Source organism: Nonomuraea sp. NPDC048892, from assembly GCF_040649735.1.
Classification (GTDB): Bacteria; Actinomycetota; Actinomycetes; order Streptosporangiales; family Streptosporangiaceae; genus Nonomuraea; species Nonomuraea maheshkhaliensis.
This window is the reverse complement of sequence record NZ_JBEZFZ010000012.1, coordinates 116,053-136,632: the sequence shown is the minus strand read 5'-3', so window position 1 is coordinate 136,632 and position 20,580 is coordinate 116,053. Positions and strand designations below refer to the sequence as shown.

Genomic DNA, 20,580 nt, shown 5'->3' with positions numbered 1-20,580 from the left:
ACCAGGGAAGATCTCTCCCGCTCGCCGATCCGTGGGCATAGTGTGAGGTGATGGATCGTCGCATCTTCGGGCTGGAGAACGAGTACGGCGTGACCTGCACGTTCAGGGGCCAGCGCAGGCTGTCCCCCGACGAGGTCGCGCGCTACCTGTTCCGGCGGGTCGTGTCCTGGGGCCGATCGAGCAACGTCTTCCTCCGCAACGGCGCACGTCTCTACCTCGACGTGGGCAGCCATCCTGAATACGCAACACCCGAGTGTGACAACGTCGTCGAGCTCGTCACCCACGACAAGGCGGGCGAGCGCATCCTTGAGGGCCTGCTCGTGGACGCCGAGAAGCGGCTGCGTGAAGAGGGCATCGCGGGTGACATCTACCTGTTCAAGAACAACACCGACTCGGCCGGCAACTCCTACGGCTGTCACGAGAACTATCTGGTGGGCCGGCACGGCGAGTTCGGGCGGCTGGCCGACGTGCTGATCCCGTTCCTGGTGACGCGGCAGATCGTGTGCGGGGCGGGCAAGGTGCTGCAGACGCCGCGTGGCGCGGTCTACTGCGTCTCGCAGCGGGCCGAGCACATCTGGGAGGGCGTCTCCAGCGCCACCACCCGATCCCGGCCGATCATCAACACGAGGGACGAGCCCCACGCCGACGCTGAGCGGTTCCGCCGCCTGCACGTCATCGTGGGCGACTCCAACATGAGCGAGACCACCATGTTGCTCAAGGTCGGCGCCACCGACCTGGTGCTGCGCATGATCGAGTCGGGCACCGTGATGCGCGACCTGTCGCTGGAGAACCCGATCAGGGCGATCCGCGAGGTCTCCCACGACATGACGGGCCGGCGCAGGGTGCGCCTGGCCAACGGGCGTGAGGCCTCCAGCCTGGAGATCCAGCAGGAATACCTGTCGAAGGCGAAGGACTTCGTCGACCGCCGCGGCGGCGACGCCATCGCCCACCGGGTGCTGGAGCTGTGGGAGCGTACGCTCAACGCGGTCGACACCGGCAACCTCGACCTGGTCTCGCGCGAGATCGACTGGGTGACGAAATACCAGCTCATCGAGCGTTACCGCAAGAAGTACGACCTGCCGCTGTCGTCGCCCAGGGTGGCCCAGCTCGACCTGGCCTACCACGACGTGCACCGTAAGCGCGGCCTGTTCTACCTGCTGCAGAAGCGCGGCTCGGTGGAGCGGGTGGCCTCCGACCTGAAGATCTTCGAGGCCAAGTCGGTGCCGCCGCAGACGACCAGGGCGCGGCTGCGGGGCGAGTTCATCCGCAAGGCGCAGGAGAAGCGGCGCGACTTCACCGTCGACTGGGTGCATCTCAAGCTGAACGACCAGGCGCAGCGGACCGTGCTGTGCAAGGACCCGTTCCGGAGCGTGGACGAGCGGGTGGACAAGCTGATCGCCGGCATGTAATCACCCTCCGAGCCGGTACGTGGCCACCTCTCCCAGCCGGCAGGTGGTCATCCCTCCGAGTCGGCAGGTGGCCACCCCCTCCAGACAGGTGGCCACCTCTGCCGGAAGGCCGGTGCCGGGTGAAAGGTGCACGCCGGTGCGGGCCCGTCGCCGATGGCGCGGGTCCGCGGGCGCGCAGGCCGGAGGAAGGCCGGTCCCGACGAGGCCCGGAGCGCTGGCGAGCTGCCCGGGATGTGGCGGTCCGTTTACCTCGGCCCTACCGGGAAGTCGGGTAGGGTGACGCGAACCTGACGTCTTTCCGAGGGAAACCCATGCGCCGCGCTCTGGCCGTACTGGCCGCTGTGCCTATGATCATGTTCGCCGCCGCGTGCGGCTCCGACGGCGCCCCCACCGCCACCGGCCCGGCCACCGCTTCGGCGTCCCCGGGCGCGTCGTCCGGGGTCAAGGTCGCGGGGAGCGTGGGCGCCAAGCCCACCGTGACGTTCCCCTCCGGTACGCCCGCGAAGACCTCGTCGTACGAGGTGATCCAGCCGGGCGCCGGCGACGGCGTCAAGGCCGGCGACCGGGTGATCGTCAACCTGACGGTCTACAACTGGGACGGCAAGGGCAACGCGGTCCAGGGCTCCTCCTACGACACCAAGGCGCCGGAGACGATCCAGGTCAACGAGCAGTTGCCGCAGGTGCTGCGGGAGGGCTTCACCAAGGTCAAGCACGGCGGCCGGCTGCTGGCCGTGCTCGCCAACGACTCCGTCGCCCAGCAGCAGGCCACGACGCCGGCCGAGCCGACCAAGGTGTTCGTGTTCGACGTCGTCGGCACCCAGCCGCCGCCGCTGAAGGCCGCCACCGGCAAGGAGACCGGCGACAGCATCAAGGGCGTCAAGGTGAGCAACCCGGGCGGCGACAAGGCGCCCACGCTGACCACGAAGACCGGCGAGAAGCCGCCGAAGGAGCTCGTCGTCAAGACGGTCATCCAGGGCACAGGACCGAAGGTCGCCGCCACGCAGACGCTGTCCGTGCACTACACGGGCAAGATCTGGGGCACCGACAAGCAGTTCGACTCCAGCTGGGAGCGGGGCCAGGCGGCCGAGTTCCCGCTCGCCCAGGTGATCCAGGGCTGGCAGAAGGGGCTGGCGGGCGTGCCCGTCGGCAGCCGCGTGGTGATGAGCATCCCGCCGGACCTCGGCTACGGCGACCAGGAGCAGCAGGGCATCCCGGCCAAGAGCACGCTGGTGTTCGTGGTGGACGTCCTCGCCGCCTACTGACGTAGCGCGGGGCACTCGCCGGGAGTCGCTGACGGGCGATCTCCCGGCGCGGTAGCATCGCCGGGCCCGGTGGCGCAGCGCCGCCGGGCCATCCGCGCTGGGAGGACCGATGCGCCGCCGTGCCGTGCCGCTGTCCCTGCTGCCGGTGCTGCTGCTGGCCGGTTGTACGGGCGGGGCGGCGGGGCCGCTGGACCTGAAGGTGGGTGGCACGTTCGGGGCGCGGCCGACGATCGTCTTCCCCGGCGGCAAGCCCGCCGCGGGCCTCCAGGTGGACGAGCTGGCCGCCGGCGACGGCGAACGGCTGGCCGCCGACGACGTGGCGATCGTCCAGTACACCGCGCACGTGTGGAACGGCAGGGACAACCGCCTGGTCGACTCCAGCTTCAACCGCGGCACCCCGGCCGCGTTCCCGGTGGGGCAGCTGCTCCCCGGGCTGGAACGGGCGCTGAGCGGCCGCAGGGTGGGCAGCAGGGTCATCGCCGCGATCCCGCCGGGCGACGGCTTCGGCGCCAACCCGCCCAAGGGCGTCGGCGCCGGTGACGAGCTGTTCTACGTCGTCGACATCCTCGGCGCCCACCACAAGGGCGCCTCGGTCAAGGCCCCCGCCGGGGCCCTGGCGGGAGTGCGGGCCGGTGGCGGGCCCCGGCCGGGGCTGGCGGTGCCCGTCACCGCGCCGCCGGGCGGGTTCGCGGCCAGGGTGCTGGCCAGGGGTGGCGGGCCCAGGGTGCGGGCGGGGCAGCTCGTCGTCACCCAGTACGAGGCCGCCGTCTGGGCCGGGCGGCGCGTCTTCGACACCACCTGGCCGGCGGGCCGGCCCAAGGCGTTCAAGCTCGGCGACGGCACCACCATCAAGGCATGGGACAAGGCGCTGGTCGGCGTGCCCGTGGGCAGCCGCGTCCTGATGATCGTCCCGCCCGCGTACGGGTACGGCCAGGCCGGGCATCCCGCGTACGGGATCAAGGGCTCCGACACGCTCGTCTTCGTCGTGGACGTGATCGCCGCCTACTGAGGCCGAGCCCGGGCCCCGAGTCACAGGGCCACCAAAAGCCCCCAGGGCCGCTCCAGCGCCACCAGAGGGCCGCTCCGGGGCCTTTGACGAGGGCGGGTGGCGGGCGGGCTCGTAGACTCCCGCTGTGAGTAGCGACGACCTCGAGGCGCTGGCCCTCCTGCACGACCCCGTCCGGCGCAGCCTGTACGCCGCCGTCACCACCGCAGGCGGCGACGTGGGCCGCGGTGAGGCCGCGCAGGCGGCGGGCGTGTCCAGGACGCTGGCCGGGCACCACCTCGACAAACTCGTCGAGGCCGGGCTGCTGGAGAGCGGCTTCCGTCAGCAGGAGAAGAAGGGGCCGGGCAGCGGCCGGCCGGCCAAGGTGTACCGCCGGGCCAGGGGCGAGCGGTCGGTGAGCGTGCCGCCGCGCGACTACGTCACCCTCGCCTCCGTCCTGGCCGAGGCGGTGGACGCGCTCGGCGCCGAGGAGCAGGCCGAGCGGGCGGCGCGCGCCGCGGGAACGAAGATCGCCGGGCGGCACCCCGGTGAGCGGGCCGAGAGTGTGCTGGAGCGGCGCGGCTACGAGCCGTACGCGGAGGGCGGGGTGGTGCGGCTGCGCAACTGCCCGTTCCACGCCCTGTCGGTGGAGCAGCCGCTGCTCGTGTGCTCCATGAACCTGGCTTTGTGCCAGGGGCTGCTCGAAGGGCTCGGCGACGACCCCGGCCGGGCCGAGCTGGATCCACGGCCGGGGGAGTGCTGCGTCTCTCTAAAACAAATAAGCGTTGACATAGAAGGCGGCTGAATGGTGTGCTGAGCCACATGCATCTCGCCCAGCTCAACATCGCCCATCTGCGCGCGCCCATCGACAGCGAGGAGCTCGCCGAGTTCGTCGCCCTGCTCGAACCCGTCAACGCCCTGGCCGACGAGGCCCCCGGCTTCGTGTGGCGGCTCAAGGAGAGCGAGAGCGACCCCACCGCGACCGTGACCCACGACTACGGGGACCTGCTGCTGGTCAACTTCTCGGTGTGGGAGTCGCTGGAGTCGCTGTGGAACTACGTCTACCGCAGCCCTCATCTGGGCGTGCTGCGCCGGCGCAGGGAGTGGTTCCTGCGCGCCGCGGAGCCGTACATGGTGATGTGGTGGGTCCCGGAGGGCACCGTCCCCTCGCTGGCGGAGGCGATGGAACGGCTCGAACGCCTCAAGACCGAAGGGCCAGGACCCGAGGCGTTCACGTTCAAGGACTCCTACGGCAGCATCGAGGCCGCCAGCCTGCCCGCCGCCGCCGAGGCCAGGAAGTAGGCCAGGTCCTCCTCCAGCCCCCTGCCCATCGTCGACAGCTTGACCGGCGACGCGCGCAGCGCCTCGTGCAGGCCGTCCACCGGCACCGAGACCAGGCGGTGCCGTACCGCCAGCAGCTCGGCCTGGTCCCTGACCCGCTCCCCGAACTCGCCCGCCAGCTCCGGCACCGGAACCTCGGCCGGCGTCAGCGCGACCCGGCCGTAGGCGGTCAGCGAGTGGTGCGAGACGCCGTAGTGGCGCTCGCGCAGGTCTCCCTCGCTGACCCGCAGCGCCGCCACAGGCCGCCCGAGCAGCACGCCGGCCGCGTTCACCGCCTCGCCCGCCGAGACGCCGGAGAAGCCCCACCGGGTGCCGGTGCCCAGGTTGCCCGGCCCCTGCGTGACGATCGCCACGTCGGCCTCCAGCACGTGCCTGGCCGCCAGCAGCCCGGTGTGGGCGGTGACCGCCTCCACGTCGCCGCCGAACGACTGGCCCACCGTCACCACGCCGGCCAGCCAGCCGATCTCGCGCAGCCTGGCCGCCGCCATCGAGAACCACACCGGCAGCGCCCCGCCGTCCAGCATCACGTACGCCACCCGCGTGCCCTGCCGCGCCTCGTACAGGCCGCACAGGATCGGGGCCAGCGCCGAGTGCAGATCCGCCACCACCACGGGCATGCCGTCCAGCGAGTCCGCCTCGCGCAACCTGGCATGATGCGGCGAATCCTGCTCGTCGGCGCCCAGCACCGTGGCCTGCAGCGGGGTGTACCTGGCCTTCACCAGGTGCCCGGGACCGTCGGGGTCTTGCGGCAAACGGTTCGGGACGGCCACCACCATGGCGTAACCTCCCGTACCGAGACCCATCGCGAGCGCGGTCGTGTTGAGCAGCACCTCGTCACCGGGTTCCGGGCGGCCCACCAGCGGCGGATAGGCCAGTGCCCGGCACTCCCCCTCGGGGACGGAGACGTCCAGCTCCACCGCTCCCGGCCACTCGCGTCGGATCCGTACGACCTCGCCCTTGCGCCATCTGATCACGGGGGCAGGGTAGCGTCGATGAAGGAGGAGTGAGGCAGATGTCGCGCCGGAAGACAGAACGGCTGCTCAATCTCGTGATCTGCCTGCTCGCCACGCGGCGCCCGCTGTCGGCCGAGCAGATCCGCCAAGCCGTCCCCGGATACGACCGCGACGGCGACGAGGCGTTCCAGCGCATGTTCGAGCGGGACAAGAACGAGTTGCGCGAGATCGGCATCCCGATCGACGTCGTGCGCGACCCGTGGGAGGACGAGCCGGGCTACCGGATCGAGCGGCAGTCGTACGAGCTGCCGGAGATCACCCTCGAACCCGACGAGGCCGCCGTGCTGGGCCTGGCCGCCCAGGTGTGGCAGCGCGCCAGCCTGGCCGAGGCCGCCTCGGGGGCGCTGCTGAAGCTGCGCGCCGGCGGCGTCTCCACCGACCAGCCCGTCGGCACCGGGGCGCTGGAGCTGCGCGTCGACACCCGCGACCCGGCCTTCCCCGCGCTGTGGGACGCCGTGCGCGACCGGCGCGTGGTCCGCTTCGACTACCGCGGCGCCGGCAGCGAGACCGTGCGCAGCCGCACCGTCGAGCCGTGGGGCGTGGTCAGCAGGCGCGGCCGCTGGTACCTCGCCGGGTTCGACCGCGACCGGGACGCCCCGCGCGCCTTCCGGCTCAGCCGCATCACCGGGCAGGTCGCCACCGTCGGCAGGCCGGGCGCGGTCGAGGTGCCCGAGGGCGTCGACCTGAAGGCCATGGTGGGCTTCCCGGACGAGCCGATGGAGGAGCGGGTGGCGGTCGTCCGCGTGCGCCAGGGGACGTGCGAGGGGCTGCGCCAGCTGTCCAGGGCCGTGCACGCGGGCGACGACGGATGGGACGAGGCCGAGCTGATCTTCTCCGACCCCGAACGGCTGGCCGGCTGGATGGCCAGCCTGGGCGCCGACGTCGAGGTGGTGGAGCCGCCGGACGCGCGCGAGGCCGTCATCTGCCGCCTGAAGGGGGCCGTGGCGTGACAAGAATTGCAGGGGCGGCGGAACGGCCGGTCGAAGGGGGACACGGGGCAGTGGCGGAGGAGAACTCATGAGCGGGTCGGCCGACCGGCTGCCGCGGCTGCTGGCGCTGGTGCCGTACCTGATGTCCCACCCCGGGGCGCAGGTCGGCGAGGTGGCGGCGGTGTTCGGGCTGAGCGAGAAGCAGCTCATCGACGACCTGCAGCTCGTGTGGATGTGCGGGCTGCCCGGTCACACCCCCGGCGACCTCATCGACGTCTCCTGGGACGGCGGCGAGATCATCATCGACAACGCCGACACCATCGCCAGGCCGCTGCGGCTGGGCATCGACGAGGCCAGCGCGCTGCTGGTCGCCCTGCGCATGCTGGCCGCCTCGCCCGAGCTCGCCGAGGTGCCCGGCGACGCCCTGCCGCGCGTGACGGCCAAGCTGGAGCGGGCCGCGGGCGAGGGCGCGGCCACCGTCAGCAGCCAGGTCGCCGTGGACGTGGACGCCGCCCCCGACGCCCTGCCGCGCGTGCGCGAGGGGCTCACCAAGGGGCGCAGGCTGTCGCTGCGTTACTACGTGCCGGGCCGCGACGAGGTGACGCCGCGCGAGGTGGACCCCATGCGGGTCGTGGTCGTCGACGGCCGCGCCTACCTGGAGGGCTGGTGCTACCGGGCCGAGGCGATGCGGCTGTTCCGGCTCGACCGGGTGCTCGGCGTCGAGGTGCTGGACGTGCCCGCGGACCCGCCCGCCGGGGCCGAGCCCAGGGACGTCACCGACGGCGTCTTCCGGCCCTCGCCCACCGACGAGCTGGTGGAACTGGAGCTGAGCGCCGCCGGGCGGTGGGTCGCCGAGTACTACCCGTGCGAGCAGGTCACCGAGCTGGGGGAGGGGCGGCTGCGGGTGGCGCTGCGGGTGCGCGACGAGGACTGGATCCTGCGGCTGGCGCTGCGGCTGGGCGACACCGGCCGGGTCGTCTCGCCGCCCGGCATGGCGCGGACCGTGCGCCGCGAGGCCGAGCGCGCCCTGGCCCTGTACGCTCACCGCCCATGACGTGGATCTATCTGGGGCCGGCGCTGGGGGTCGCCGGGCTGGCCGTGGTCGGGCTCGCGGGTGCTCGCGTCGTCGTGGCGGCACGTACTCTGAGAAGGGAAATCGCCGGGGCGAAGGCGCAGCTGGAGCCTGGGCGGGCCAGATTGACGGGCCGGGGGGATGAGACCACGCCCCAGGCAGCGTACGATCGTGGCTGAAACCGGCACTCGCTAGAAAAGGGACTTTCATGCCGAACCTCGGGGTTCCTGAACTTCTCATCATCCTGCTGGTCCTCGTCCTGCTGTTCGGCGCCAAGAAGCTGCCCGACATGGCGCGGGGCATCGGCCGCTCGTTGCGGATCTTCAAGGCCGAGACCGCCAAGCTGCGCGACGACGACGAAGAGACCCACACGGTCGAGGCCCAGGCGCAGGCTCCGGCCCAGCCGCAGCCGCCCCAGCCGCAGCCCGTGCAGCCGCAGCAGATCCAGGCCGCGCCGGCTCCCGTGCCGTCGGCCGAGGAGCAGGCCCGCCAGTTGGAGGAGCAGGCCGCCAAGCTGCGCGCCTCCGCCGCCGCGCAGGCCGACAAGCGCGCCTGACCCCACCCCTCCTCGTCACCTGGACTGCTGAGATGGCGTTGCTCAAACGGTCGAGCCAGCCCGCACCTGATCCCGAGGGCCGCATGCCCCTCATGGACCATCTGCGTGAGTTGCGCAACCGGCTGCTCATCGCGATCGCCGCCATCATCGTCGGCATCATCATCGGATGGATCTTCTTCGATCCGGTGTGGGAGGCGCTCAAGGCGCCTTACTGCGAGACCGCCCAGTCGCGTCAGCTCAACGGGCAGTGCAGCCTCACCTACAGCGGCATCTTCCAGTCCTTCTTCATCACGCTGAAGGTCTCGTTGATGATCGGGCTCGTGGTGGCCTCCCCGGTCTGGCTCTACCAGATCTGGGCGTTCGTGACCCCCGCGCTCTATCGCAGCGAGAAGCGTTACTCGATCGCGTTCCTGGCGCTGGCCGTCCCGCTGTTCGTGCTCGGGGCCGCGCTGGCCTACATCATCATGGACACCAGCCTCGGCATCCTGCTGGGGTTCTCGCTCGACGGCACCGTCGCCACCATCGGCATCGACGACTACCTCGACTACGTCCTGATCATGTTGATGATCTTCGGCGTCTCCTTCGAGCTGCCGTTGCTGCTGGTCTTCCTCAACTTCATCGGCGTGCTGTCGCACGGCACGGTGAAGAAGCACCGCCGCACGGTCATCTTCGTGATGTTCGTCTTCGGCGCCGTGATCACCCCCGGTGGCGATCCGCTGACGATGATGGCGCTGGCCGCGCCGATGATCATCCTCTACTTCGTGGCCGAGCTGGTCATGTACATACGCGAGCGCCGCGCACCCGCGACCGAGAACTTCTCCCACCTGTCCGACGACGAGGCGTCCCCGCTGGCCCAGGACGATCCGGAGCCCGCGGACGATCCCACGCCGCTCGACGAGGAGCCGCCCGGCACCGACAGGCGATAGGGAGCGGCAGGGGCATATCAGCCCGCTCCGGACATATCGGCCCGCGCCGCACACGATCGGGCATTCCTGGGCGATGACGTGCGCGACAGGGCATTCCCGATTCGTGCCGCAGGCGATAGGTTCCGGACGTGTCCCCTCAACTGGCTCTGCTGGTCAACCCCGCCGCCCGCGGCGGGCGTACGCTGCGCCTGCTCGAACCCGTGGCGCGCCGGCTGCGCGCCGGAGGGGCCGAGCTGTCGGTGATCGTCGGCGACGACGCCGCCGACGCCCTGGAGCGCGCCTGCACCGCCGTGTCCGAACGCCCCGACGCGCTCGTCGCCTTCGGCGGCGACGGCCTGGTGCATCTGGCCGTCCAGGCCGTGGCCGGCACCGACGTGCCGCTCGGCATCATCCCCGCGGGCACGGGCAACGACATCGCCTCCGCGCTCGGCCTGCACCGCGCCGACCCGATCGCCGCCGCCAGGACCGTGCTGCGGATGCGGACCCGGCAGGTGGACGCCGCGCACGTCCGCGCGGGAACGGCCGAGGAACTGTTCGCCGGGGTGGTGTGCTGCGGGTTCGACTCGCGCGTCAACGAGCGGGCCAACCGGCTGACCTGGCCGCCGGGGATGGCGCGCTACCTGGTGGCGATGGCGGGGGAGCTGCGCTCGTTCCGGCCGATCCCGTTCCGGGTCACGTTCGACGGCGACGAGGTGGTCGAGCGGGAGGCCATGCTGGTCGCGGTGGCCAACACGCACTCGTACGGGGCCGGGATGCGCGTCTGCCCCGACGCGAGCCCCCACGACGGGCTGCTGGACGTGGCGATGATCGGGGCGATGTCCAAGCGGGAGTTCCTGCGCGTGTTCCCCGGCGTCTACCGGGGGACGCACGTGACCCATCCGGCCGTGTCGATCCGGCGGGTGCGCGGCGTGCGGGTGGAGGTGGACTCACCCGGCGAGGACGTGGTCGCCTACGCCGATGGCGAACGGGTGGGCGCGGTACCGCTGGAGTGTGCGGTGCGACCTGGGGCGTTGCGCGTCATCGTATGAAATCTACAATGTAAAGGCGTCGGCCGGACCGCGTTCGGACCCGGCGGGAACAGGGCGGGACGGACCGGAAAGGCGATTTCGGTAGGCTGACGGGTATGACAACGCCAGCGGAACGCTACGCGGCCTTCCGTCAGACACACGGGGACGACGGGGCCGCTCTCAGATCGTTCCGAGGTCTCTACGACTTCGCTCTGGACGACTTCCAGCTGGACGCCTGCCGGGCCCTCGAGGCGGGCGACGGAGTGCTGGTGGCCGCGCCGACGGGGTCGGGCAAGACGGTCGTCGGCGAGTTCGCCGTCCACCTCGCCCTGGAGCAGGGCCGCAAGTGCTTCTACACCACCCCCATCAAGGCGTTGTCCAACCAGAAGTACAACGACCTGGTCAAACGCTACGGCACCGGCAAGGTCGGCCTGCTGACCGGCGACAACAGCGTCAACGGCGAGGCGCCCATCGTGGTCATGACCACGGAGGTGCTGCGCAACATGCTCTACGCCGGCTCGGCGACGCTGGCCGGGCTGGGGTTCGCCGTGATGGACGAGGTCCACTACCTGGCCGACCGCTTCCGCGGCGCGGTGTGGGAAGAGGTCATCATCCACCTGCCCGAGTCGGTCCGGCTGGTGGCGCTGTCGGCGACGGTGAGCAACGCCGAGGAGTTCGGCGAGTGGATGGGCGAGGTGCGCGGCGACACGACGGTGATCGTCGACGAGCACCGGCCGGTGCCGCTGTGGCAGCACATGATGGTCGGCAACCGTATCTATGACCTGTTCGTCAGCGACGACCTGACGCCGCGGATCAACCCCACACTGATGCGGGTGACGCGTGACGCCGAGCGGCTGACGTCGGGGCGGGGCCGGCGCGGTTACGGCAGGCCGCAGCGCTCGCGCCCGCCGGACCGGGTGCAGGTGATCGAGAAGCTGGACTCCGAGGGGCTGCTGCCGGCGATCACGTTCATCTTCTCGCGGGCCGGTTGTCAGGCGGCGGTGCAGCAGTGCCTGTACGCCGGCATCCGGCTCACCACCGACCGGGAGCGGCACGAGATCAGGCAGCTCGTCGACGAGCGCACGGCTCACCTGCCGGACGAGGACCTGGCGGTGCTGGGTTATCTGGAGTGGCGCGACTGCCTGGAGCGGGGGCTGGCGGCGCACCACGCGGGCATGCTGCCGGCCTTCAAGGAGGTCGTGGAGGAGCTGTTCACGCGCGGGCTGGTCAAGGCCGTGTTCGCGACGGAGACGCTGGCGCTGGGCATCAACATGCCGGCGCGCAGCGTGGTGATCGAGAAGCTGGACAAGTGGAACGGCGAGACGCACGCCGACCTGACGCCGGGCGAGTACACCCAGCTGACCGGGCGGGCCGGGCGGCGCGGCATCGACGTCGAGGGTCACGCGGTGGTGCTGTGGCAGCCGGGCATGGATCCGCTGTCGGTGGCGGGGCTGGCGGGCACGCGTACGTATCCGTTGCGGTCGAGTTTCCAGCCGTCGTACAACATGGCGGTCAACCTCGTCGGGCAGTTCGGGCGGGAGCGGGCCAGGACGCTGCTGGAGGAGTCGTTCGCGCAGTTCCAGGCCGATCGGGCGGTCGTGGGGCTGGCCAAGCAGCTGCGCAAGCACGAGGAGGCCCTGGAGGGCTACCAGGAGGCCATGACGTGCCATCTGGGCGACTTCCCGGAATACGCGGCGCTGCGCCGCCGGCTGTCGGACCGGGAGGCGGAGCTGTCGCGTCAGCGCGGGGCGGCCCGGCGGGCCGCGGCGGTGAAGTCGCTGGAGGCGTTGCAGCCCGGTGACGTGATCCGGGTGCCGGGCGGGCGCAGGGCGGGGCTGGCGATCGTGCTCGATCCCGGCCGCAATCCGCGCGGGACCGGGCCGAGCCCGCTGGTGCTGACGATCGGCAAGCAGATCAAGAAGCTCGACCCGGCGGACTTCCCGGTGCCGGTGGAGCCGCTGGAGAAGCTGCGCATCCCGAAGAACTTCAACGGCCGCTCGCCGAAGGAGCGCGCCAACCTGGTCTCGACGCTGCTGGCCAAGCTCGGTGACCGCGACCTGGGCAAGCCGGTCAGGGCGCGTGACCACACGGTGGAGGACGACGAGGTCAACGAGCTGCGCCGGCGCATCAGGCAGCATCCGTGCCACGGGTGCGACGAGCGGGAGGACCACGCGCGCTGGGCCGAGCGCTACTACAAGCTGCTGCGTGAGACCGAGGGGCTGCGCCGCCGGGTGGAGGGCCGTTCGCACGTCATCTCCCGTACGTTCGACCGCATCTGCTCGGTGCTGGAGCAGCTCGGTTACCTGGAGGAGGAGGCGGTCACCGACGAAGGCCGCCGGCTGGGGCGCCTCTACACCGAGCTGGACCTGCTGACCGCCGAGAGCCTGCGCAACGGCCTGTGGGAGGAGCTCGACCCGGCGGAGCTGGCGGCGTGCGTGTCGGCGCTGGTGTTCGAGTCGCGGGCCTCCGACGACACCCGCCGGCCGAAGATCCCGGCGGGGCGGGCGCAGGACGCGCTGTCGGCGATGATCCGGCTGTGGGGGGAGCTGGAGGGCATCGAGTCCGACCACGGGCTGTCCACGATCAGGGAGCCGGATCTGGGGTTCGCGTGGGCGGCGTTCCGCTGGACGAAGGGTCACACGCTGGACGCGGTGCTGATGGACGGGATCAACGGCAACGAGCTGGCGGCCGGTGACTTCGTGCGCTGGGTGAAGCAGCTGATGGACCTGCTCGGGCAGCTCGGCAACGCGGCGCCTCCCGGGAGCAAGATCAAGCAGACGGCGATCAAGGCGGTGGACGCGATGCGGCGCGGCGTGGTGGCGTACTCGTCGCTGACCTGATCCGACCTGAGCTGACCTGGCGTCGGCGACGGACGCTCCTGGGAACTGTTTTCCAGGGGCGTCTTTTGCTTTTCCGTGGTGTTCGGTTGGTTCTTTTACCTGCCGGTCGCCGACTTTACGCGGGCGTCTTCAACGCCTTTCCCCTCTGGTTTTACCAGTCAAGTCTTTTTGAAATCGTCGATTATCTGATGATTTATCGCAATTCGAGTGCTAGCGTCCGATTTGTCAGTGTTCCGCCAACGGGGGAGGAAACATGGCGAGCACGAAACTCTCACAGGCCGGCTTCCAGCAGGGATGGGGCTGCCGTCGGCGTCGCCGCTGTCATCGCCGGTGGAGCTGCTGCGGCCACCGCAGGTGGTGGGGGTGCTAAGTAACCCCAGCGGAGAGGGCCGGCGGCTGAGCCGCCGGCTCTCTTTGAACGCCTCCGGCCGTGAACTCGCGCCGGCGATTTCCCTTCGCCGCACATTCCGCGAGTTCTGGCCGGACACCCGCGGATTGCGCCGGCTCTTCGCGGCGGGGGTGGTGTTCGCCATCCTGGCCGCGCTCTGTGAGGTCGCCGCGATCCGCCTGTTCGGCCACATCACCGACACCGTGCTCACGACCCGGAACCTGAGCGCCTTCTGGGTGCCCGCGTTCACCTGGCTCGGGCTCGCCGCCGTCGCCGGGGCGGCCTCCTTCGCGGGGGCCTACCTCACCGCGCTGGGCGCGGAACGGTTCCTGCTGGCCCTGCGCGACCGGGTCTACGCCCACCTGCAGACGCTAGCGCCCGACTTCTCCGAGAACCGGCGCCTGGGCGACCTGATGGCACGCATGACCGACGACGTCGAGGCCATCGAGGAGCTCGTCGGGTCCGGGCTCGTCCGCGCGATCACCACGGCCGCCAGCGTCGTCTTCTTCGCGGGGGCGGCGTTCTTCATCCGCTGGGACCTCGCGCTGCTCACCATGGCGCTGATCCCGCTGTTCCTGGTGGTCTCGAAGGTGTTCGCGTCCAGGTTCAGGACGGCGGCGGCACGCGAGCGGGCCAGCAACGGGGCGATGAACAGCGTCCTGGAGGAGGGGCTGGCCAACCAGCCGCTCGTGCAGGCCTACAACCGGCAGGGCGCCGAGTCGCGGCGGCTGCACGAGGAGGGCCGCGGCTGGCTGCGCGCGAACATGACGCAGGCCTGGCTGGCCGGCCTCTACGGCCCTGCGGTCCAGCTCATCGAGACCGTCTGCCTGATCGTCATCCTCGGGTTCGGCGCGTGGGAGATCGCGGCGGGCCGGCTGACGCTCGGCGGGCTGCTGGCCTTCGCGGCCTACCTGGCCCTGCTCTACCCGGCCGTGCAGGGGCTGGGTGAGCTGGCGCTGACGGTGTCGGAGGCGGCGGCGGGCTCGGACCGGGTCATCGAGATCCTGCGTTCGCGTCCCGGCGTCAACGACGCCGCCGACGCCGAGCCGGTACGGCGCGCACGGGGCCAGGTCGCCTTCGAGGGGGTGGGCTTCGCCTATCCGGGACGGGGCCGGCCGGTGCTGCGGGACATGTCGTTCACCGCCGAGCCCGGCGAGGTCGTCGTCCTGGCCGGGCCCAGCGGCGCCGGCAAGTCCACGGTGGCCAAGTTGCTGCTGCGCTTCTACGACCCGGACGAGGGCCGCATCCTGCTGGACGGGGTCGACATCCGGCGCCTGACGCGGGAGTCGCTGCGCGAGAACGTCACGATCCTGTACCAGGAGACGATGCTGTTCTCCGGCTCCGTACGCGAGAACATCGCCTACGGCCGTCCCGACGCCTCGCTCGACGAGGTGATCAGGGCGGCGGGGGCGGCCGGCGTGCACGACTTCGTCAAGCTGCTGCCCCAGGGCTACGACACGCCGGTGGGGCAGCGGGGCAGGCTGCTGTCCGGCGGCCAGCGGCAGCGCATCGCCATCGCCAGGGCGATCCTGCGCGACACGCCGGTGCTGGTGCTGGACGAGCCCATGACCGGCCTGGACGACGCCACGGCCGCCCAGGTGATGGCGCCGCTGCGGCGGCTCATGGCCGGGCGGACCACGCTGCTGGTCACGCACGACCCCCGGCACGTGCCGGAGGGGGCGCGCGTGGTGGAGGTGGAGCCGGTGGAGCGCGAGCAGCGCCTTCGCTTCCGGCGCGCCGGCACGCGCGGGCTCGGACGCCTTCACCGGCGGTACGAGGCCGCGGAACCGCTGTCACCGGCGTGACGCGGAACCGCCGTCACCAACATGACACGGAACCTCGGTCACCGGCGTGACAGGGAACCTCGGTCATCAGCGTGACGCGGGAGCGGTCACCGGCGTGACGGGGAGTGGGGGCCTTCGCGATCGGGTTGTGCCGATCGCGGAGGCCTCCGTCATATCGGCACCCGGCGGGGGAGGAGCCGCGCCGCGAGCGGCCCGTCCACGCGCTCGCCGACGACCGGCTCAACCCTCGCATGAAGGGTCATATATCCGGATATCTCGTCGATAGAATCGGAGAGCTCTCTCCGTTTGCCGATGGAGGTCGAGGTCATTGGGCGACGATCACAGCTCCGCCAGGCCGCTGCGGGCCGACGCCCGGCGCAACCGCGAGCGGGTGCTGCAGATCGCGCAGGAGGCGCTGGCCAGCGACGGCTTGACCATCTCCTTCGACGAGATCGCCCGGCGGGCCGGGTTCGGCGTCGGGACCGTCTACCGGCACTTCCCGACCAAGGAGGCGCTGTTCGAGGCGGTGCTGCTGGGGCGGATCGAGCGGTTCGTGGCCGACGCCCGCGCGCTGGCCACCGCCGAGGACGCGGGCAAGGCGTTCTTCGCCTGGTTCGCGCGGGTGACCGAGCAGGCCGTGGCCAACCAGGCGCTGTGCGACATGCTGGAGAGCGGTTCTGTCCTGCGGCCGGGCTCCACGCTGGAGGACGACTTCACCGCCGCGCTGGGCCGCCTGCTGACGCGGGCGCAGCGGGTCGGGGCGGTGCGGGCCGACCTGACCGCCCACGACGTACGCGACCTGCTGCGCGGCTGCCTGACCGCCGAGCGCCGGGCCCGGGCCAGAGACGGCAGGCTGCGGATGACGGACGTGATCTGCGACGGGATGCGCGCCAGAACGAGCTGACCCCTCGTCAGCCGGCGAGGGTCAGCCGGCGAGGGCGAAGCGGACCTCGCGGGTGGCCGGGTCGGCGCGGGTCAGCCGTACCGTGACGTGCTCGCCCAAGGGGAGCGTGCCGTCGCAGCGGGCGATCACGGCGGGGTCCACGAGCTGCACCTGCCCGCCGCCGCGGCGTTCGTCCACGTCGATCACCACCGCCTCGAACGCCTGCCCGACCCGCTCCCGCAGCAGGAACGCCTCCACCAGGTCCACGCACGCCCGCTCCACCGATCCCGAGCGCCGCCCCGAGGCGGACATGAGGCCGGGCAGGAGCGCCAGCCCCGCCCGCACGTCGGACGGCACCGGCTCGCCCGCCGCGACGGCCAGGCACACCTCCGTCGCGTAGCGATCGACCAGGCGCCGCAGCGGGGCCGTGACGTGCGCGTACGGGGCCGCGACCGCGGAGTGCTCGGCCAGCCGGGGCGGCGCGCCGTCGAAGGCCACGTAGCCGGCCCCGCGCAGCAGCACCTTCGACTCGTGCAGGAACGCCGCCTGCCTGCCGTTCTTCGGATCCAGGTCGTGCACCACGGCCCCGTAGCCGGCGCCCTCGGGCCACGGCACGTCCAGCGCCTGCGCCACCCTGCGCACCTTGGCCAGGTCGCCGGGCTGCGGGCGGGGCAGCACGCGCAGGATGCCGATCTCGGCGTCGAGCATCATGGCGGCCGCGGCCATGCCGGTCAGCAGCGAGATCTGGGCGTTCCACGCCTCGGCGGGCAGCGGCAGCCGGAACTCCAGCCGGTAGCCACCGTCGTCGCGCACCACCTCCTGGTCGGGGGTGGGCAGCGTGACGCCGCCGCGGTCGCGTTCGAGCGCCAGCCTGAGCCGGCCGATCTCGGCCAGCAGCTCCAGGACGCCGTCCGCGGTGCCGGTGTCGTGCACCGCCTGCACGTAGGCGTAGTCGTAGCGCTCGCGGCTGCGCACGAGGGCGCGCTGCACGTCGGCCCCGACCATCTCGCCGTCGGCGTCGAGGTCGATCCGCCACACCACGGCCGGGCGCAGCGCCCCGGGCAGCAGGCTGGCCGCGTCCTCCGACAGCACCGGCGGGTGCAGCGGCACCTTGCCCGCAGGCAGGTAGACGGTCTCGCCCCGCTCGCGGGCCTCGGCGTCGATCACGCCGCCGGGGCGCACGAACGCGCCGACGTCGGCGATGGCGTACCAGACGCGGTATCCGGCGCGGAGCCGTTCCAGGTGAACGGCCTGGTCGAGGTCCATCGAGCCGGGCGGGTCGATGGTGACGAACGGGACGTCGGACATGTCCTTCGCGTCCAGCTTCGGCACCTTGGCCACCCAGGCGGCCTCGTCGAGCACGGCGCGGGGGAAGCCGCCGGGCAGCTTCAGTTCTCGCCCGATCCGCTCGAAACCGTCCTCCAGCTTGAGGGGTATCTCATCGGGAACCTGAATCATCGGCACACGGGACAACTTACCGGCGCACATGATCGGGAGCGCCAGATCTCACGGAAAGTCACGACGAGACGGTGGAAACCGGCGGGGAGAGACGTGCCTTAGGCGGGTCAGGTCAGGTGCCGGTCGAGGCCGGTGATCCGGAGGAGGCGGCGCATGGCGGGCGGCGCGCTCGCGATGTGCATCGGAGTGTGCTGGCTCAGCGCCTGGTTCTGGACGGAGACCAGGATGCCGAGGCCGGCCGCGTCGATGAAGGACAGGCGGCTCAGCTCGATCACCAGCCGCACCTCGCGGCAGGAGCAGCGGCCGGCCTCCTGGAGCAGCTGGAGCAGGTGGCGGCGGAACTGTTCCGTCGTGGCGATGTCGAGCTCTCCGGACACGCTCACCAGCAGGATGCCGTCTTGGCGGCTGGTGGTCAGGTGCAGTGGATCCATTCCGGCTCCGCGCTGTCTCAGGGCCGGGATCATCTGTCGGTGGCGCGGATCCGCCCTTGCCTTGCGGCACAGATGTCGTGGACGTATCACATAGAGCGACTACACGCTTCCGGAATGGAGTGTACCTCTCTGTCCGCGCACGCCAGAGGGCCGAGCCGCGTCCCGGAGGAGAGAAAAGCACCCCAGGTGAACAATTCCGCTTACCAGTTGAAAAAATCACACCTTCAGCGCGGTTTCAGGCCGAGGAGGAGGAGATCGCACAGGGCGTTCAGCTCGTCCTCGACCTCGGGACGGCTCCAGGAGGCGGCGTGCGCCGGGTCGTGGAAGGCGTTCGCGGCCAGGAAGACGGTGCGGGCCGAGGCGGCGGGGTCGGCGGTGGCCAGCTCGCCCCGCGCCGCGCCCGTGGCGATGATCTCCTCCAGCTGATCGACGAGGCCGGTGATGTGCTCCTGGATGACCTCGCTCGCCTCGTTCACCAGCACCATGTACGTGGCGAACAGCTCGGGGTCGTCGAGCGCCTTGGCCCGCTTGGAGGCGGACAGCGTCGTCAGCCACTCGCGCAGCCGGACGTCGGCAGGGGCGGACGAGGCCATGACGGCGGCCAGCCCCGCGTGGGCCTCCTCGAGCCAGCGGTGCGTCACGGCCTCGCGCAGGGCCGTCTTGCTGGGGAAATGGCGGTAAACGCTGCCGTGGCTGACGCCCAGTGCCCGCGCCACGTCCACGACCGTGGCCTTGGCGGGGCCGTAGCGGCGCAGGACATCCTGGGCCGCCGTGATGATCTGCTCGGAGGTCAGGATGCCATCTGTCATATTGCCAATTCTGTCAGCCGTGACGGTGTGCGATGTCACTGGTGGTACGGCTGGTGATATTTGGGGAAATTTCCCGGTTTAAGAGCGGCGATCACACTACGCTACTAGCCCTGTCATCACGTGCGGTCATGACGAGGGGAAAACGGGAAACATCGTGTTAGTCGCAGTCGCAGTGCTGGCCGCCGCCGTGGTGGGCGCGGTGGCCTGGTGGCTCCGCCGCGATCCGGACGGCGGCGAGGGCTTCGCCGGGATGGAGACCGAGGCGAAGTGGGGCTGGGAGCTCCCGCTCGCGCAGGACGCGCGGGCCGCGTTCACGGAGGGCCTGCGGGCCTACCACGAGAGCGGCGGCGCCGTGCGGGTGGACGGGGAACGGGGGGTGCTGACGACGCACGAACCGCCGCGGCTGATCTCCCTGTACCTGTTCGCGGACGCTTTCGCGGCCCGGGGGGACGCCGCGATGCACGACCCGCAGGGCACGGTCGCCGAGCTGATGGAGCAGCTCGCCGGCTCCGAACGGCCCGGGGTGCTGCACCTGCGGCCCGGATGGCTGGAAGGTGAGGTGGACGGCCTGGACGCCGCTGCCTTCCTGGCCGCGACGGGCGAGGCGGTACGGCCGGGAGCCTGGTCGGGCGAGGCCGGCCTTGGAGCGTTGCAGGTGATCGTTCCCGCCGCGGCGGGGAAGAATGAGCCGGGACTGTCCCACGTCAACGGCACCCCGCTCAAAACCGTGACCACCGCCGCCGACCGGACCCATGAACCGGAAACGGAGACGGAAGGCGCGGTTCTCCTAGAGACGTCCAGCGTCGGCACGGAGGCCACGATCGGCCCAGGCACGGCCAACGGGAGCGGTGCGGAGACGGACGGCGTGGCGGGTGGCGCGCCACGGGCCGAGGCGAACGCGGAGACCGGCGCTCGGGCCGGGACGGACACCGTCGCCGGCGCAGGGGTGGACGGCAGGGTTCCGCAGGGGCCGCAAGCCGTCGCCGCGAAGGTGTCCGAAGCCGGGACCGAGGCGGCGACGGCTGCCGAGGCGGGGACGCTTGCCGAGGCCGGGACGAGTGCCGATGGCGAGGCGGAAGCCCAGCCGGGGGCGGAAGCCGTCCCGGGGGCGGGAGCCGAGCCGGGGACGGGAGCCGAGCCGGGAGTGCGGGCCGAGCCGGGGTTGAGGGCCGGTGCTGGGACCGGTGCTCGGGAGCCCAACACGATGATGGTGGACCTGGCCAGAGTGCTCGACCATTACCAGGAGGCGCGCGAGAAGCGGCCGGACGCGGCGGCGGAGGCGCTGCTGCGTGAGGTGGTGCCCCGCCTGATCGCCGACGGCGGCCCCGGCCTGACCTGGACGAGACCGCCGACCGCCGCCGAACTGCGGACCGTGCTGGGCGATTCCTGGGAGTGACACCGACCTGACCGGCGCCGGCCCCGCGACCATGGGCCGGCGCCCGGATGTCCAGGCCCTGCCCGAACGGCCGCTCAAGGGCTGGGCGGCC

Annotated in this window: 20 protein-coding genes; 15 read left to right on the top strand and 5 right to left on the bottom strand. The window is 71.5% G+C overall.

The features are described 5' to 3' along the window. The first annotated feature begins 50 nt into the window (after window positions 1-50). The 5 genes from pafA to AB0C28_RS33465 all read left to right on the top strand — a co-directional run bounded on the left by pafA (window position 51) and on the right by AB0C28_RS33465 (window position 4,958). Window positions 51-1,409, top strand: coding sequence for a Pup--protein ligase (gene pafA, locus AB0C28_RS33485; protein WP_106250081.1), 1,359 nt, complete (start codon window positions 51-53; stop codon window positions 1,407-1,409). Window positions 1,410-1,720: 311 nt separating this feature from the next. Next, entirely contained in the window at window positions 1,721-2,671 is a 951-nt protein-coding gene (locus AB0C28_RS33480) for an FKBP-type peptidyl-prolyl cis-trans isomerase (protein WP_357853891.1), read from the top strand. Window positions 2,672-2,780: 109 nt separating this feature from the next. Then, complete coding sequence (locus AB0C28_RS33475) at window positions 2,781-3,680, top strand: FKBP-type peptidyl-prolyl cis-trans isomerase (protein ID WP_358079961.1); 900 nt, start codon at window positions 2,781-2,783, stop codon at window positions 3,678-3,680. A 124-nt stretch (window positions 3,681-3,804) separates the two neighbouring features. Continuing rightward, window positions 3,805-4,461: a helix-turn-helix domain-containing protein gene (locus tag AB0C28_RS33470; protein WP_357853885.1), complete on the top strand. Its 657-nt coding sequence runs from the start codon at window positions 3,805-3,807 to the stop codon at window positions 4,459-4,461. Window positions 4,462-4,478: 17 nt separating this feature from the next. Then, window positions 4,479-4,958 (top strand): DUF3291 domain-containing protein, encoded by a 480-nt coding sequence (locus tag AB0C28_RS33465; protein ID WP_357853882.1) that lies wholly within the window; start codon window positions 4,479-4,481, stop codon window positions 4,956-4,958. On the opposite strand, the gene AB0C28_RS33460 is transcribed toward AB0C28_RS33465, so the two are convergent. Next, window positions 4,904-5,971 carry a DUF3866 family protein gene (locus AB0C28_RS33460; RefSeq protein ID WP_357853879.1) on the bottom strand — a complete coding sequence of 356 codons (1,068 nt, stop codon included), beginning with the start codon at window positions 5,969-5,971 and terminating at the stop codon, window positions 4,904-4,906. The two genes, AB0C28_RS33465 and AB0C28_RS33460, sit on opposite strands and share 55 nt — an antisense overlap. Before the next feature lie 38 nt (window positions 5,972-6,009). Between AB0C28_RS33460 and AB0C28_RS33455 the strand changes: the two genes are divergently transcribed. The 8 genes from AB0C28_RS33455 to AB0C28_RS33420 all read left to right on the top strand — a co-directional run bounded on the left by AB0C28_RS33455 (window position 6,010) and on the right by AB0C28_RS33420 (window position 15,533). Then, window positions 6,010-6,960 (top strand): WYL domain-containing protein, encoded by a 951-nt coding sequence (locus AB0C28_RS33455; RefSeq protein ID WP_357853876.1) that lies wholly within the window; start codon window positions 6,010-6,012, stop codon window positions 6,958-6,960. 67 nt (window positions 6,961-7,027) lie between these two features. Continuing rightward, window positions 7,028-7,993 carry a WYL domain-containing protein gene (locus AB0C28_RS33450; RefSeq protein WP_346104885.1) on the top strand — a complete coding sequence of 322 codons (966 nt, stop codon included), beginning with the start codon at window positions 7,028-7,030 and terminating at the stop codon, window positions 7,991-7,993. Then, window positions 7,990-8,190, top strand: a complete 201-nt coding sequence (locus AB0C28_RS33445) for a hypothetical protein (protein ID WP_357853873.1) — start codon at window positions 7,990-7,992, stop codon at window positions 8,188-8,190. The genes AB0C28_RS33450 and AB0C28_RS33445 overlap by 4 nt, the downstream gene beginning before the upstream one ends. Before the next feature lie 29 nt (window positions 8,191-8,219). Beyond that, window positions 8,220-8,567, top strand: coding sequence for a Sec-independent protein translocase subunit TatA (gene tatA / locus AB0C28_RS33440; RefSeq protein ID WP_357853870.1), 348 nt, complete (start codon window positions 8,220-8,222; stop codon window positions 8,565-8,567). A gap of 92 nt (window positions 8,568-8,659) precedes the next feature. Next, the gene (gene tatC / locus AB0C28_RS33435) at window positions 8,660-9,493 is read left to right on the top strand and encodes a twin-arginine translocase subunit TatC (protein ID WP_357853867.1); all 834 of its coding nucleotides are present in this window, start codon (window positions 8,660-8,662) and stop codon (window positions 9,491-9,493) included. 128 nt (window positions 9,494-9,621) lie between these two features. After that, entirely contained in the window at window positions 9,622-10,521 is a 900-nt protein-coding gene (locus AB0C28_RS33430; protein ID WP_357853864.1) for a YegS/Rv2252/BmrU family lipid kinase, read from the top strand. Between the two features lie 95 nt (window positions 10,522-10,616). After that, the gene (locus AB0C28_RS33425) at window positions 10,617-13,340 is read left to right on the top strand and encodes a DEAD/DEAH box helicase (protein ID WP_357853860.1); all 2,724 of its coding nucleotides are present in this window, start codon (window positions 10,617-10,619) and stop codon (window positions 13,338-13,340) included. Window positions 13,341-13,634: 294 nt separating this feature from the next. Then, complete coding sequence (locus AB0C28_RS33420) at window positions 13,635-15,533, top strand: ABC transporter ATP-binding protein (protein WP_358079960.1); 1,899 nt, start codon at window positions 13,635-13,637, stop codon at window positions 15,531-15,533. Window positions 15,534-15,682: 149 nt separating this feature from the next. Here the strand turns inward: AB0C28_RS33420 and AB0C28_RS33415 are convergent, their stop codons facing one another. Then, window positions 15,683-15,841, bottom strand: a complete 159-nt coding sequence (locus AB0C28_RS33415) for a hypothetical protein (protein ID WP_357853854.1) — start codon at window positions 15,839-15,841, stop codon at window positions 15,683-15,685. On the opposite strand from AB0C28_RS33415, the gene AB0C28_RS33410 reads away from it, so the two are divergent. Further along, the gene (locus AB0C28_RS33410) at window positions 15,841-16,416 is read left to right on the top strand and encodes a helix-turn-helix domain-containing protein (protein ID WP_358079959.1); all 576 of its coding nucleotides are present in this window, start codon (window positions 15,841-15,843) and stop codon (window positions 16,414-16,416) included. The two genes, AB0C28_RS33415 and AB0C28_RS33410, sit on opposite strands and share 1 nt — an antisense overlap. Window positions 16,417-16,437: 21 nt before the next feature. Here the strand turns inward: AB0C28_RS33410 and AB0C28_RS33405 are convergent, their stop codons facing one another. The 3 genes from AB0C28_RS33405 to AB0C28_RS33395 all read right to left on the bottom strand — a co-directional run bounded on the left by AB0C28_RS33405 (window position 16,438) and on the right by AB0C28_RS33395 (window position 19,093). Next, window positions 16,438-17,853 (bottom strand): RNB domain-containing ribonuclease, encoded by a 1,416-nt coding sequence (locus AB0C28_RS33405; protein WP_357854500.1) that lies wholly within the window; start codon window positions 17,851-17,853, stop codon window positions 16,438-16,440. A gap of 107 nt (window positions 17,854-17,960) precedes the next feature. Then, the gene (locus AB0C28_RS33400) at window positions 17,961-18,284 is read right to left on the bottom strand and encodes an STAS domain-containing protein (RefSeq protein ID WP_357853850.1); all 324 of its coding nucleotides are present in this window, start codon (window positions 18,282-18,284) and stop codon (window positions 17,961-17,963) included. Window positions 18,285-18,508: 224 nt separating this feature from the next. Beyond that, window positions 18,509-19,093: a TetR family transcriptional regulator gene (locus AB0C28_RS33395; RefSeq protein ID WP_357853848.1), complete on the bottom strand. Its 585-nt coding sequence runs from the start codon at window positions 19,091-19,093 to the stop codon at window positions 18,509-18,511. A gap of 154 nt (window positions 19,094-19,247) precedes the next feature. Here AB0C28_RS33395 and AB0C28_RS33390 point away from each other — a divergent pair, with 154 nt between their 5' ends. Next, a complete protein-coding gene (locus AB0C28_RS33390; RefSeq protein WP_358079958.1) occupies window positions 19,248-20,489 on the top strand; it encodes a hypothetical protein in 1,242 nt (413 codons plus the stop codon). Window positions 20,490-20,580: the final 91 nt, after the last annotated feature.